We start from the raw sequence: 12,385 nt of genomic DNA, 5'->3' as shown, positions 1-12,385 counted from the left end.
GTGCGTCTCCTGGACGGCGCGCCGTCCAGGAGACGCACACCCCGGCCGGGCCGAACGGCGCCCACCGATCCGGTCCGGAGCCTCACCTGCAATGGCCGGAAAGACACGTGGCGAGCCGCCCTTGGCAACCGACAGCGGGCCGGGCAGCCGATAAACTCCGCGCGTGGATGACAAACGCCTGTTTGAGTCCGTCTGCGCAGTGCTCTCCCTCCGAGGGTTCGAGCCAGCACCGCACCAGGCCGCCGGGCTCTCCGCCCAGCAGCGTCCAGGGACCGGCCTGGTGCTGGCGTGGAGTCCCGGCCAGGACCTGATCGGCCCCACCCTCCAGGCCTGTCCGCATCCCGCCGACGCCGCCGGGCGCACCGAGTTCCGTGGCATCCGCAACGCACTCGTACTCGCCCTGTCGGAGATCCTCGGCGCCTCGGGCTTCACCGTCACCACCCTCGGAACCGACCTTCTCGTCACCGCCGGACCACACGATCCAGGCGATGCCCCAGCCCTCACGACTGCTCCCTTCTGCCCCGCACCGCGGCGCAGCCGACCGGCACGTCAGGGCGCCGCCGCGTAGCCCGTGGCCGTCACGGCCGCCACCCAGGCCCTTGGGCCATGGAGGCCGTGTCCTATTCTTGGGGCATGTCGAACCCTGACGGGCTGCTCGTCGACATCGCCGCGATGGTCGAGTCCGAGCACAGCAACCAGATGTCCCTGACCGTGGTGGTCCCCGGAGCGGTGATCACCGGCAGGCTCGCACCGGTGACCCTGTGGTGGGAGCGGGTGGCGGAGGTCCTCCAGGCCTCGGAGCACCTGAAGCCGTTCGCCGCCCTCTTCGCCCCGCCCGCCGACGGCCCGCCCGCACGGCCGACCCACCTGCATCTCCACCGGGCGAAGATCCTTCAGGGCGACTTCGCGCTGCCCCACACCGGCGGCATGTACCGCATCGCCATCGAAGACATCAGCAGCTGGACCATCGGCGACCTCGGCTACTCCGACACCTGATAGCGACGGCAGGCCGCATAGCCTTCCGGCGTGGCATCGTACGTCCCCGCACCAGGGAGTCGCCGAGCGTTGAGCGGGGCAGGGCGGGGCGTGGTGTGGCGTACGCCTGATCAGCTTTGACGGGCACTCCTGCTGTCCGGCCACGTCATCGGCCTCCCCGCCCGCTTGGTCGTCGGGTGGGCCACCGGCGACCACCTGCGGACCGGGCTCGTCGTCGACGCCCTGCTCACCGCCTCCCACCAGCGGTGCCCGAAGGGCCCGGTCATCTCGGCTGCCGGTCGGCCGCATCGGACGATGCCCTTGCCCGGTCCTTCTTCGCCGCCTTCAAAAGGGAGTTGGCCAGCGACCGGATCGGCTCAGCCGGGCAGCGGCCGGACTGCGATCTGCGAGTGGATCGAGAGGCGGTACGACGTACGAAGGCTGCACAGCAGCCTCAACGACCGCAGTCGCGCTGAGTGCGTGACCGTCCCCTCCACCCGGTCACCACACCGATGGTGTCCATCCGAGCGGAGCACTCACTACCTTCTCCTGGCCCATCAGGCCACCTCCGGCATCCTTCCGCAGCTCGGGGAACCTCACCCAGGAACGCGCGCTCATGTCTGTCGGTGTCCATCTCCGGGGTTGCGGCGACTGCTCAGGATCCGGTCTCGACGCTCGTCTGTGTCGCGTGCGCAGTCTGGGACGGTCGGCACAGAACGATGGCGGCGGTGTCGTGGGTCCTTGCCTCGGAATGCCCCGGCCGCGGTGCCGGCCTCGGCTTCGCATGTCACGGCGATGATCTGGCCGCGTCGGCAGAAGTCTTGACGGTCGTGCGCCGTCAGGCGATCGCGGTGCACCTGCGAGCCGAGGGCGGGAGAGACGGCCCGGCGGCCAGTGTGCACAATGATCACAAGTCACCGTGTGGAGCATGAAGAGGTCAAGGATGGAGAAGCGTCGTACCCAGCTGCCACTCCCGGCAGGGCGGGCACCGATAACACACCCGCAGATGTGGACGACCCCGCGAAGCTGAAGGCCACTCGGCCCGCATCCGAGAGCAACATGCCGGCACGCGCAGGGAAACCCCTCCCAGTCGCTCCCCTGCCCCCCGGCGAAGAACCCCGGCGACCGATCGGGCCGCCCGATGCCTCCCCGGCGGACCAGCCGGTGCCGGCGCCCCTGGCCTACGGTCCCACCCCACAGGCATGGTGGAACGCCGCGAAGAACAGCCCCATGGCAGGGGTCGCCAACACCGTCCGCGGCGCTCGTGGAGTGCCCTGCACGAGAGAACCGGGCACAAGCTGCTCCCCGCGCTCGCCAGGCGCAGAAGATCCAGGTGCTCGCCCTGGTGGACCAGTTGACGGCCGCTGGGGAGCCGCTCCTGTCGGTCCTCCTCACCGACGGGCACAGCGAGTCACTACAGCTGCACCGCGCCGTCGCGCAGAGGGCTGGAACGAACCCTGCCCAGCGACGACCTCGCCCTCGCCGACCACCTCGAAGCCGCCCTCGCTGAACTTCACCGCCTGTGGCAGCATCGCTGAGAACCGGGCCTCGGCTCCCCCACCGGCCGGTGCCGACCACCGTCGTCGCCCTCGCCGTGGTCGGGACTGATCGTTGTGGGGATGAGGTGCGCGCGTCGGCCGCACGTCATCCGCCTTTCCTAAAATGAGCGCATGATCGCCGAAGACACCCAGCCGCCGGGAGACGGAGGAAAGTCCCGGCCCGGCCCCGGCAGCACGTCCGGCTCCCTCCACACCGCCGCAGTTGATGCGCCCGCCGGCACGACTGCCCGGCTGACAGCCACCGACCCGGCCAGCGGCGCGCAGTGCGAGGAGGCGGCGCTGAAACCGAGGATGCGCGGCTGGCTGCACGCCGGCATCTTCCCCTTCTCACTGGCCGGCGGCATCGTCCTGGTCGCCCTTGCGCGCCCGGCCGCGGCGGTGGCGGCCTGCTCGGTGTTCGCGCTGTCGGCCTGGCTGCTGTTCGGTACCAGCGCCGTCTACCACCGGGGAACATGGGGCCGGCGCGGGGAGGCGGTCCTGCGGCGGCTCGACCACGCGAACATCTTCCTGATCATCGCCGGCACCTACACCCCGCTGGCGGTGCTGCTGCTGCACGGACGGCGCCAGACGGTGCTGCTGACCGTGGTGTGGGCGGGCGCCCTGGCCGGCATCGCCTTCCGCACGCTGTGGATGGGGGCTCCCCGGTGGCTGTACACCCCGTGCTACATCGCCCTGGGCTGGGCAGCCGTCCTCTACCTGCCCGACTTCGCACGAACCGGCGGCACCGCGGTCGTCGTCCTCGTCATCGCCGGCGGTCTGCTCTACACCGCGGGAGGTGTCGTCTACGGACTCAAACGTCCAGACCCGTCACCCTGCTGGTTCGGCTTTCACGAGGTCTTCCACGCCCTCACCGTCGCCGCCTTCGGCGCGCACTACACGGCCGTTTTCCTGGCGGCCACATGACTGGTCGTCGAGGGCACGCTGGCACTGGTGCAACAGGCGGCTGCGGGGCCGGGCTCCCGTAAATGCGGTGCGACCCGTGCGGGCCCCGACAGCCGGCGCACACGACCGCGCAGCCGCACGTCGGCCGGCGTGGACGGCATCACAGATCGGGCCGATGCACCCGGTCCAACACGGCGGGCACCAGCCTCGCCCCGGCCGCCACCGGTCGACCACCACGAACACACAGGACCACGCCCGCGCTCTGGGCGCTCACACCCGGGCGTGACCGGACGGATGGCCGTGACCATGGCCGTCCTGCCATGCGAGTGCCCGCATCATCTGTTCCTCGTTGAGGCCGGTCATCGCGACCACCCGGGCGGTGCGCCCCGCCCACAGCTCCTCGGCCGCGAACGGACGGCGGGCTTGCCACCTCCGACATGTGCGTGGCCGCCGCCCGCCCGGCGGGGCTTCGACGGTGCGGCCGAGTCCTTCGAGATCGCCCTGCACTACCAGGGTGACCGCGACGAGCAAGCGTGCGCGCAGGCCCTGCACAACGCGCTCGCCGCCGCCGGGTCCGGCGTCGCGGCCGCCGCTCTGCTGCGGGTGGCCGACGACCCCGCGCTCGGCCTGGACCTTGACCAGTGGGAGACCTGTACCGCATCGCCACCGAGCTGATCCTGCGCGTGGTCGAGGACCTGGGCGGCGAACGGTGACGGCACCATCACGGCCGACGACCGCTCGGGCTGCCCGGCCGCCGGGTGAGCAGCACCGCCCGGCTCGGGCTCGCTCCAGGTGCCGGGCTCGCCCTGTCCGCCTCCGTCCGTCCGCCCCGCACCCCGTCGCCGTGGTCGCCCGCCGCTCTCGACGCCGAGCTGCACGCCGCCCTGGCCGCTTTCGACGCTGTGGCCGCTCCGTGGCGCGAGGCCCTCGAGGACCTGGACGAAGACGTCCTCGCCGAGGCCGCCGCCGAAGCGCGGGCCTTCGGCTCCGGCCCGGTGGCCGCCGTCGACGAGCTGGTGCGCGGCCGGCTCGGGCAGTTGGCCGACTGGCAGCAGTCGATCGGCGAGCTGGGCCGCGCGCTCACAACGGCAAGCGAAGGCCGACCGCTACCCGGCTGGGCCACCGACGCCGGCCGCAACGAGGACGTCGGGTGGCGCCAGGCCCGCACCGCGCTGCTCGAGGCCGTCGCACGCCACTACCACGCTCACCTTCTCGCCGCCATCGTCGGGCTCGGCGGTGAGCTGGGGCTCCCGGCTACCCGCAACGGGCGCTTCAGGGGCGCGGTCGTCCCAGAGGGCTGCGAAGTCAGCGCCGGCGGCCGCCGATGCGGCGGTCGTCGGCCAGTGCGGTCAGCGGGCCGTACTCGCAGGCAAGCTGGTTCCACGTCAGAACCTCGCCACAGCGGGCCGGGAACTCCTGCGGGTTGAACTCGGGCATGGTCCAGGTGCCAGTGCCCCGGTCCCGCAGCCACAGGTCCCCGTCACCGTCGACCACAGTCGGCGGGACCGGGACGGGCTCGGCCTGATCGGTGGGCTCCCAGGTGACCCGGCCCGGGTGGGAAACGCGGCGCAGCTCGGTGGTGGCCAGCCGCGCGGCCAAGTCACGGGTGGACTCTTCGGCGTCCTTGACCGACGCGAGTCGGAATGCGTCGTCAAGTACGGGCAGGGCTGGATTCTTGCTGCGCTTTGAACTCATACGCTGACTTACCTCCGGTGGGGGGCGTCACATCCGTTATGGCACCCCGTAGAGGAACACCGTATCCGAGGCAGGCGCCGGACCGGCTACGACCACTGTCCAGGTGGAGGCGCCGGAAGACACCGGGCGGAAGCGCCTCGCCGCCCGGCGGCACGTCGGGCACGCCCGCGGGATCGACCCGCGCGACCACCGCCCTGCACGCCGTCCGGCTCGCCGCGGCGATCCTCCACCCCGTCGTCCCCGGCACCGATCCGCCTCCGTTCCCCGACGACACTGCCCGGCTGCTGCAGCTGATCGCCAACTGGCGCGACGCCGTTCTCGACCTCGGCGAGTTCGCCCCCGCCGGCCCCGTCCTGCGGATCATCCCCGGCGGCCGGGAGAGCTGACCCGAACTGGGCCCGGCCGGTGACCGCTCTTGACACATCGATGGCGGCGCCGGAAGGGATCGCCAGCAAGATCAATCTCACCGTTCACGGCTGTACCGCTACTACTCAGGACCCTCGCGGACCTGCCTGACCAGATATCCAAGCCGATCCTGCGCTTGGCGTCGTGGTGCGCAGCACGCTCGCCCTGCTTGGCCGGGGCGAGGGAGCTGATGCCCGGCCAGGAGGCGAACTCCGGCATGGTTCCGGTTCCAGCCGGTCCTCGGCAGGGCTGGGCCGGTCACACCTGGCCGAGGTGGATGTCGCGGGTGCACCGGTGGCGCCGGATTCGAGCCGGTACCCGGCGGTGGCGGTCGTGCGTGGTCGGCCTGCGCTCCGGTGTCCGCCGCCGGCCGGATTGGCGGCCCGGCTCCGGCCGCCCTGCCACGCTGGGTGGCGGGTGGCCGGCGCCGGTAGTGCCGTCCCGGGTCAAGCCGCGATCGTGAGGTCGGCGCGGCCGAACAGCAGCGCGTAGCCGCGGGGCAGGTCGGCGAGGAGGCGGTCGGTGAGGTGGTCGCCGGCGAGGTCGGTGAGGGCCGCCAGGACGGAGGAGACGTCCCAGCGGGCGGCGGTGAGGCTGGTGTTCAGGGCGCGGGCGACGGCTTCGACGAAGGCAGGGGCGGCGACCGGTTGGGGCAGCGGGATCTGCGAAGCGAAGACGGTGCGGGCGCGCTCGGGCAGGGCTGCGGCGAGGTCGCAGCGTTGCTCGCCGGTGAGTTGGCTGCCGAGGGTTGCCAGGACTGCGGCGAGGACGCGTTCGGCCTCCTCGTCGCAGGTGTAGCGGCCCAGGGTGCGGACCTGCTGGAGAAGGAGGCGGTACCGGGTCATGGCGGTGGCCTTCCAGGGGGACGGGGCCGGTCGCGGGTGCGGCGGCGCGGGGGGTGTTCAGGGGCGGTGGCCGGGCCGGGGCCGGCCGAACAGGAGGTCGTAGCCGGGCGGCAGCTGGAGCAGGACGCGCTCGGTGAGATCGTCGCCGGCGGCGTCGGCCACGGTGCTGAGGACCGCGCCGATGTCCCACAGGGCGGTGGTCTCGGTGGCGCCCTCGATCCAGGCCGCGGTCGCGCGCACGAACCGCTCGGGGCCGAGCGGCTCGGCGGCCTGCAGCGGGTTGAGCAGGACCAGGGCGAGGGTCTCGGGCAGTCGGGCGGCCAGTTCGGCGCGCACGTTGCCGACCAGGTGGGCGCCGAGCAGGGCCAGGACGACGCGCGCCGCCCGCTCGGCCTCCCGGGGTGTGTCGTATTCGCCGCGTTCCCGGACCTCATCCAGGAACGCCTCCCATCGAAAAGCCACGGTTCCTCTCCCTCCGTTCCGGGGCGTCGGCGCGAACGCCGTCGGCGCGAACGCCGTCGACGCCCGGTCAGGGCTCGACGACCAGGCGCCGGTGCGGACCGGTGAGCTGCCCAGCCGGACCACCCGGCAGCCGGCCCTTCGCAGGACCAGGTGGCTGCCGCACCGGTCGGCCTGGTTGCGGGCCCGGACCAGAGCGCCCGGGCCCGCGCAGTCCATGAACCTCGCCTCCGGCGGATCGAGCACCGTCTCCCGATGTGCCCCGAGCACGGCGGTCACGGCATGGCGCAGCGTGGGGGCGGTGTCGAGGTCGATCTCGCCGCACGCCCGCAGCGCGAAGGGGTTCGTGCCCCTGGTCGTCGCGCACGGTGGTCTCCCGCCGTCGGCCCGGCCCGCACGGAGTGGTGTGCCGGGGCGGGCAGGGCCGGGCGGTGGAGCCGGCGGGGGCCCTCCGTCCCGCAGGGCCCGGTGGTCGGCGGTGCGGGACGGCGGTCCGGGGAGAGGTCAGGCCCGGATCTGCTTGCGGCTGCCGCTGTGGCCGATCTCGACCTTGCGTGGCTTGGCCTTCTCCGCGATCGGGATCTTCAGCGTCAGCACGCCGTTGTCGTAGTCGGCGCTGATCCCGGCGGGGTCGAGGGTGTCGGAGAGCATGACCTGGCGGGAGAACACGCCGAGCGGGCGCTCGGACAGCTCCCACTTCACGTCGTCGCCCTGGTGGCGGGGGCGGCGTTCGGCCCTGACGGTCAGCATGTTCCGCTCGACGTCGACATCGATCGCCTCCGGGTCCACCCCGGGCAGGTCGAAGCAGATCACGTACTCGTCGCCCACGCGGCAGGCGTCCAGCGGCATCGGGGCCGGCCGCGACCACGTGCCGTTCGTGCCCAGGAACTGCTGGGTCAGCCGGTCCAGTTCGCGGAACGGGTCGGTGCGCATCAGCATCGCGAAACACCTCCACTGATCGAGTGGGAGCCAGTGCGCTTCACCTGAATCCGTTCTAGCATGTCATCCATCCAATGACAAGCAGAAAAGTCACCGAAGGAGTGACACCCCTGGGAAAGTGGCCCCCCATACCCGCCACCTGCGGTGGCACCCCCACGGGACCGGCGTCCTTCCTCGCCGCCGCGCTCGCCGCCATGGACGACGCCGTCCCGCGGAACAGTGCGGCAACGCCATCGATGCCTGCCTGGCCGGACTCGACGCCCTCCACCACGACATGGCCCACGGGTCCTGGCCCCGGCATGCCGTCCCAGGCCCCCAGAGCCTCCGAGCGTCCCAACGAAGCAACCGGCGCGGTCGCCCGCGCAGAACCCCTCCGACCCGGTTGGCCACCGGCACGCACTTACCGTCCCGAACGCACCTCAACACGCCCCGGAGGCCGCCGGGCAGCGATTCGGGTACCCGTACGGCAGGGAGAACCACCGCCCCCGAGACACCCGGCGATATGCCGCGATCTGACGCCACGGCCGAGCGGACCCGCCGACTTCGCCCCTGTCCTACCGGGCTGGACACCCCCGCACCCGCCCCCGGCCCCTGACGTTGGCGAGGCGGCCGGGATGAAGCGGAGTGCTCGGCGTGCGTGCCTCACGCCGTCGCGGCGTGGGACACGGGCAGGTGACGCGGCCATCGCCGGCTCGGGCAGCCATCCCCGCCGGCGGCCTCGATGCCCTGTGGCCACACCGGTCGGTGCAGTAGCGGCGGGCGCGACCGGTGGAGGCTGGCGGTAGCGCCGAGGTTCAGCGCGGGCAGTGGCCCGGTGGAACGGGGGTGGCCAGGCGTTCCGACGATCGCTTGACGCGGTGGTTCTCAGCGCGTCGGACTTCACCTGATCCCAGGGGGGCGATGGCGGTATCGCCGGGCACCCGGATGTCCCCACGACTCCCGTGGTACGGAAAGGCGGTGCCGTGGTCATTGTCGACCGGCGCAGAGGTAGAGCCTTCCCGCCAGGGGCCAGTTCGAGCGTCTTCGAATTTCCCCGGCCCAGCTCTCGGCTCCCCGGCTCGTTGCTCGTTGCAGCAAGCGGGGAGGTCGGCGAGCGAGGTTGTGGGTTGCTCGGTCCGGGCCGAGGCGGCGGGTGAACGGCTTGACCTCATTGCCGACGGCAGAGCATGGGCCACTAGGCTGCGGGTTCTCGGAATGATCACCGTTGCCCCACAGAAGTGGACCCCGATGCCCACCACCGCCGGTCCGTTCACCTCCGCCGAGCGTCTGGACCCGCAGGAGATGGTCGTCCTGCACCGCGTCTTCCGCCGCGAGATACCGATCCTGGCCGACCTGGTCGAAGACGCCCCCGGCGACCGGCGGCGCACCGCCGTTCTCGCCGACCATCTCGACCTGGTCCTCGGTGCCCTGGGCGAACACCACGAGGGCGAAGACGCCCTGCTGTGGCCCAAGCTGCGCGAGCGCGCCGTCCCCGGCGACAACGTCGTCGCGCGGATGGCGGACCAGCACGAGGCCATCGCCGGTGCTCTCGCCGCGGCCACCGACCTGTCGCACAGCTGGCGCACCCGGGGCGACCGCGACACCGCCCTGCTCCTCGCCGAAGCCCTGCGCGCACTCGACCGGCACGCTGCCGCCCACATGGACGACGAGGAAGAACACCTCCTGCCCCTGATGGCCGAGCACATCACCGCTCGGGAGTGGTCCGAGGTCGGCGAACGCGGACGCCGCAGCGTCCCCAAGGCCAAGCTCCTGATCTTCCTAGGCGCGATCCTCGAGGACGCGACCGCACAGGAACGGCAGCAGTTCCTCGCGCACATGCCCGCCCCAGCCCGCCTCCTGTGGCGCACGCTCGGCATCCGCCTTTACAAGCGCACGACCGCTCGCGTCCGCCGAACCAACGCCGTGGCCCCCCAGGCGTAGCACCCGATCCCGCGTGCGGGAGAGGAGTTCCACACCCTCGCGACGGCGCGCGTGGGCAGTCAGGATGAGCAGGACTGGCCAACAGCTTGGTCCGGGGTGGCCGTTCTCAGGGATCGCGATCATTGTGCCGGGTACTGTGACCGGCGTTCGCCGTGTGGGCTCATCGGCGCGGATAAAGGTGCGGGGCGCGCCCGCTCGTTGGGAGAACTGCGATGTCCGGTCGTTTCGACTGCTCGGATGCCTTCGAGCGTGCCATGGGCCTGCGCGAGGCCGTCTCGGCGGTGCGGCGGGGTGAGATCGTGGTGCTGCCCACCGACACCGTCTACGGGGTGGGTGCCGATGCCTTCAGCCCTGAGGCCGTCGCCCGGCTGCTCGATGCCAAGGGCCGAGGCCGGAACATGCCCTCCCCGGTGCTGGTCGGCTCGCCGGGCGATCTGGATCTCCTGGTCGACGACCTGCCTGAGCGCGCGCGAGAGCTCATGGAGGTGTTCTGGCCGGGCGGGCTGACCCTGGTCGCCCGCCACAAGCCGTCGCTCGTCTGGGATCTCGGCGAGACGCACGGGACCGTGGCGGTCCGGATGCCCGCACACGCGGTCGCCATCGACCTGCTGGTGGAGACCGGGCCGCTGGCCGTCTCCAGCGCCAACCTGACCGGCAAGCCGTCGCCGCAGGACTGCGACGCCGCACGCGGCATGCTCGGTGAGGCGGTGGCCGTCTACCTGGACGGGGGCCCGACGCCGGCGGCCGTGCCGTCCTCGATCGTGGACATCACCGGCCGGTCCCCCGTACTCCTGCGCGCGGGCGCGGTCAGCGCCGAACAGCTGCGCAAGGTCGTGCCGGACCTGGAGGAACGCTGAGCAACCGGGTCACGCCACCGAGCCGGCGGGCAGGTCGAGGCCGCGGGCGGTGACCAGGTGGGCGGTGCCGTCGGCGAGCCGGTAGGAGAGCCCGACGACGGCGACCCGGCCGGCCTGGACTGCCTCGGCAAGTGCGCGGGAGCGGTCCAGCAGCAGGTCGACGGTGTGCCGTATGTGTTCGGCGATGTAGTCCGCGTCCTCGGTGTGCCCGGCCGCGCGGGCGGCCAGCACGCTGGGGGTGACCTTCTCGACCACGTCCCGCACGTAGCCGCCGGCGGTGGTGCCGTCGGCGATGGCGGCGCGGGTGGCCGCTACCGCGCCGCACGCGTCGTGGCCGAGCACCACGACCAGCGGCGAGCCGAGCACGCTCACCCCGTACTCGACGCTGCCCAGAACCTCCGGCCCCAGGACGTGCCCGGCCGTGCGGACCACGAACAGGTCGCCCAGCCCCCGGTCGAAGATGATCTCGGCGGCCAGCCGGGAGTCCGAGCAGCCGAACAGCACCGCGAACGGGCTCTGGGCGGGTGCGGTCTCGGTGCGGCGGGCGGCGTCCTGGTTCGGGTGCTCCGAAGCTCCGGCGACGAACCGCCGGTTGCCGGCCAGCAGCGTCTCGAAGGCGTTCTGGGGCGTCGCAGCAAGAGCTTCGGTCATGGCTGCAGACTACGACCCGGCCGCAGCAGTGCGCGCGGGCACCCCTTTCCCGCGGTTCCGGTGGCCCCCGGTGAACGCATTGAGCGGGCCGGAGCCCACCTCGGCCGTGAGAGCGCACGGTTGGCCGTCCGGATTGCGGCGGGGGTGTCGGCCGGGTGGTGGAGTTCGGGCCTCAGGACACGGGTTTCGTCCTGGGCCGCTGCGTGTTCTCCCGTTTCAGAGGGAGCCGGCGCCGCAGCAGCCCGCGCGAAGCGTCGGTGAAGGGGAGGGCGAGGCGTGGCCCGTCTCGTCGAGTTCAGCTGGCCGTGGCCCACTGGGTGGTTCGCGCGTGCAGAGGTGAGACGACGGCGGCGTAGCAGTTTCCGGGCAGGTCGGTGACCCAGTCGAAGGTGTCAAGGGTGACGCCGTGCTGGGAGGCGGCTTGGAGCATGTCGGCCAGCAGCGCGGTCGCGGCGGCTTTCTGCTCCTGGGTGCCGGGGGTGGTGCGGCGCTGAGCGGCTTCGTTGATGCGGTCGGTCAGGTCGCGGTGCCTGAGGACGGCGCGGTAGCACGTGCTGGGCAGGTCGGTGACCCAGTCGAAGGTGTCGAGGGTGATGCCGTGCTTCGCCGCGGTGTGGAGGATGTCGGCCAGCAGGGCGGTCGCGGCGGCGCGGTCCTGCTCGGTGCCCCCGTCCGGGCGCCGCTCGACGACGGCGTTGACACGCTCGGCCGGGTCACGGCGCCTGGCCAAGGCGCGGTAGCACGTACCGGGCAGGTCTTTGACCCAGTCGAAGACATCGAGGGTGATGCCGTGCTGGGAGGCGGCGTGGAGCATGTCGGCCAGCAGGGCGGTCGCGGCGGCGCGGTCCCGCTCGGTGCCCTGGTCGAGGCGGCGCTCGGCGGCTTCGTTGACGCGGTCGGCCAGGGTGCGGTTCTTGCGGTCGGTGTACTGGTACACGCTTCTGTCTCCTTGGTCGGTCGGGCGGCCGCCGGGTGGCCCGGGTCCGTTTCCGGCTGCCGAAGCGGGTGATGGCGGCGGTGCCGCAGGGACGTGGAAGCCGAGCCGGGCGCTGCGCACGCGTCCCACCGGGGCCAGGGTCGGCTCCGGCGGGACGCTCGGTTCGATGCGACTCGGCTGCAGCGCCCCAGGCCCTTCCCTGCGGCGCGCGCCTGGCGGGGATGGCCGAGCGCGGTGCGGGGTGCGGCCGGCCGGGCTGGT

At 72.4% G+C, this 12,385-nt stretch carries 13 protein-coding genes and 1 pseudogene; 7 read left to right on the top strand and 7 right to left on the bottom strand.

Features of this window, described 5'->3' with window-relative positions; all coding sequences use genetic code 11:
- The first annotated feature begins 163 nt into the window (after positions 1-163).
- From AA75_RS37655 to AA75_RS37640, 4 genes are all read left to right on the top strand, one after another.
- On the top strand, positions 164-568 hold the full coding sequence (locus AA75_RS37655) for a hypothetical protein (RefSeq protein WP_149038612.1): 405 nt from the start codon (positions 164-166) through the stop codon (positions 566-568).
- A 65-nt stretch (positions 569-633) separates the two neighbouring features.
- Positions 634-996, top strand: coding sequence for a hypothetical protein (locus tag AA75_RS37650; protein ID WP_033824929.1), 363 nt, complete (start codon positions 634-636; stop codon positions 994-996).
- A gap of 1,649 nt (positions 997-2,645) precedes the next feature.
- On the top strand, positions 2,646-3,437 hold the full coding sequence (locus tag AA75_RS37645; RefSeq protein ID WP_199520511.1) for a hemolysin III family protein: 792 nt from the start codon (positions 2,646-2,648) through the stop codon (positions 3,435-3,437).
- A gap of 402 nt (positions 3,438-3,839) precedes the next feature.
- Positions 3,840-4,091: a hypothetical protein gene (locus AA75_RS37640; RefSeq protein WP_033824928.1), complete on the top strand. Its 252-nt coding sequence runs from the start codon at positions 3,840-3,842 to the stop codon at positions 4,089-4,091.
- Between the two features lie 630 nt (positions 4,092-4,721).
- On the opposite strand, the gene AA75_RS37635 is transcribed toward AA75_RS37640, so the two are convergent.
- Positions 4,722-5,111 (bottom strand): hypothetical protein, encoded by a 390-nt coding sequence (locus tag AA75_RS37635; protein WP_033824927.1) that lies wholly within the window; start codon positions 5,109-5,111, stop codon positions 4,722-4,724.
- 38 nt (positions 5,112-5,149) lie between these two features.
- On the opposite strand from AA75_RS37635, the gene AA75_RS37630 reads away from it, so the two are divergent.
- A complete protein-coding gene (locus tag AA75_RS37630) occupies positions 5,150-5,497 on the top strand; it encodes a hypothetical protein (protein ID WP_051814106.1) in 348 nt (115 codons plus the stop codon).
- 465 nt (positions 5,498-5,962) lie between these two features.
- Here the strand turns inward: AA75_RS37630 and AA75_RS37625 are convergent, their stop codons facing one another.
- From AA75_RS37625 to AA75_RS37615, 4 genes and pseudogenes are all read right to left on the bottom strand, one after another.
- Complete coding sequence (locus AA75_RS37625) at positions 5,963-6,361, bottom strand: DUF2267 domain-containing protein (protein WP_033824926.1); 399 nt, start codon at positions 6,359-6,361, stop codon at positions 5,963-5,965.
- A 57-nt stretch (positions 6,362-6,418) separates the two neighbouring features.
- Positions 6,419-6,823 carry a DUF2267 domain-containing protein gene (locus tag AA75_RS48555; RefSeq protein WP_033824935.1) on the bottom strand — a complete coding sequence of 135 codons (405 nt, stop codon included), beginning with the start codon at positions 6,821-6,823 and terminating at the stop codon, positions 6,419-6,421.
- A gap of 126 nt (positions 6,824-6,949) precedes the next feature.
- Positions 6,950-7,153: pseudogene (locus tag AA75_RS54200) on the bottom strand (STAS domain-containing protein); the annotation flags it as partial.
- Positions 7,154-7,324: 171 nt separating this feature from the next.
- A complete protein-coding gene (locus AA75_RS37615) occupies positions 7,325-7,759 on the bottom strand; it encodes an Hsp20/alpha crystallin family protein (RefSeq protein ID WP_033824925.1) in 435 nt (144 codons plus the stop codon).
- A gap of 1,227 nt (positions 7,760-8,986) precedes the next feature.
- On the opposite strand from AA75_RS37615, the gene AA75_RS37605 reads away from it, so the two are divergent.
- Both AA75_RS37605 and AA75_RS37600 read left to right on the top strand, forming a co-directional pair.
- A complete protein-coding gene (locus AA75_RS37605) occupies positions 8,987-9,679 on the top strand; it encodes a hemerythrin domain-containing protein (protein WP_051814105.1) in 693 nt (230 codons plus the stop codon).
- Positions 9,680-9,891: 212 nt separating this feature from the next.
- Positions 9,892-10,536 carry an L-threonylcarbamoyladenylate synthase gene (locus AA75_RS37600; protein ID WP_033824923.1) on the top strand — a complete coding sequence of 215 codons (645 nt, stop codon included), beginning with the start codon at positions 9,892-9,894 and terminating at the stop codon, positions 10,534-10,536.
- 9 nt (positions 10,537-10,545) lie between these two features.
- On the opposite strand, the gene AA75_RS37595 is transcribed toward AA75_RS37600, so the two are convergent.
- Positions 10,546-11,187 carry a carbonic anhydrase gene (locus AA75_RS37595; RefSeq protein WP_033824922.1) on the bottom strand — a complete coding sequence of 214 codons (642 nt, stop codon included), beginning with the start codon at positions 11,185-11,187 and terminating at the stop codon, positions 10,546-10,548.
- A gap of 295 nt (positions 11,188-11,482) precedes the next feature.
- The gene (locus AA75_RS37590) at positions 11,483-12,124 is read right to left on the bottom strand and encodes a hypothetical protein (protein ID WP_033824921.1); all 642 of its coding nucleotides are present in this window, start codon (positions 12,122-12,124) and stop codon (positions 11,483-11,485) included.
- Positions 12,125-12,385: the final 261 nt, after the last annotated feature.

This window comes from Kitasatospora sp. MBT63, assembly GCF_000710465.2.
Taxonomy (GTDB): Bacteria; Actinomycetota; Actinomycetes; order Streptomycetales; family Streptomycetaceae; genus Kitasatospora.
Note: the sequence above shows the minus strand (reverse complement) of the source record. Positions and strands in the feature narration are given on the sequence as shown.

What these genes read in the sequence shown, in the direction of transcription:
- AA75_RS37625 (WP_033824926.1), bottom strand. Translation starts at nt 6,361, where the DNA reads ATGACCCGGTACCGCCTCCTTCTCCAGCAGGTCCGCACCCTGGGCCGC.
- AA75_RS37650 (WP_033824929.1), top strand. Translation starts at nt 634, where the DNA reads ATGTCGAACCCTGACGGGCTGCTCGTCGACATCGCCGCGATGGTCGAG.
- AA75_RS37600 (WP_033824923.1), top strand. Translation starts at nt 9,892, where the DNA reads ATGTCCGGTCGTTTCGACTGCTCGGATGCCTTCGAGCGTGCCATGGGC.
- AA75_RS37615 (WP_033824925.1), bottom strand. Translation starts at nt 7,759, where the DNA reads ATGCTGATGCGCACCGACCCGTTCCGCGAACTGGACCGGCTGACCCAG.
- AA75_RS37605 (WP_051814105.1), top strand. Translation starts at nt 8,987, where the DNA reads ATGCCCACCACCGCCGGTCCGTTCACCTCCGCCGAGCGTCTGGACCCG.
- AA75_RS37595 (WP_033824922.1), bottom strand. Translation starts at nt 11,187, where the DNA reads ATGACCGAAGCTCTTGCTGCGACGCCCCAGAACGCCTTCGAGACGCTG.
- AA75_RS37635 (WP_033824927.1), bottom strand. Translation starts at nt 5,111, where the DNA reads ATGAGTTCAAAGCGCAGCAAGAATCCAGCCCTGCCCGTACTTGACGAC.
- AA75_RS37630 (WP_051814106.1), top strand. Translation starts at nt 5,150, where the DNA reads ATGGCACCCCGTAGAGGAACACCGTATCCGAGGCAGGCGCCGGACCGG.
- AA75_RS37645 (WP_199520511.1), top strand. Translation starts at nt 2,646, where the DNA reads ATGATCGCCGAAGACACCCAGCCGCCGGGAGACGGAGGAAAGTCCCGG.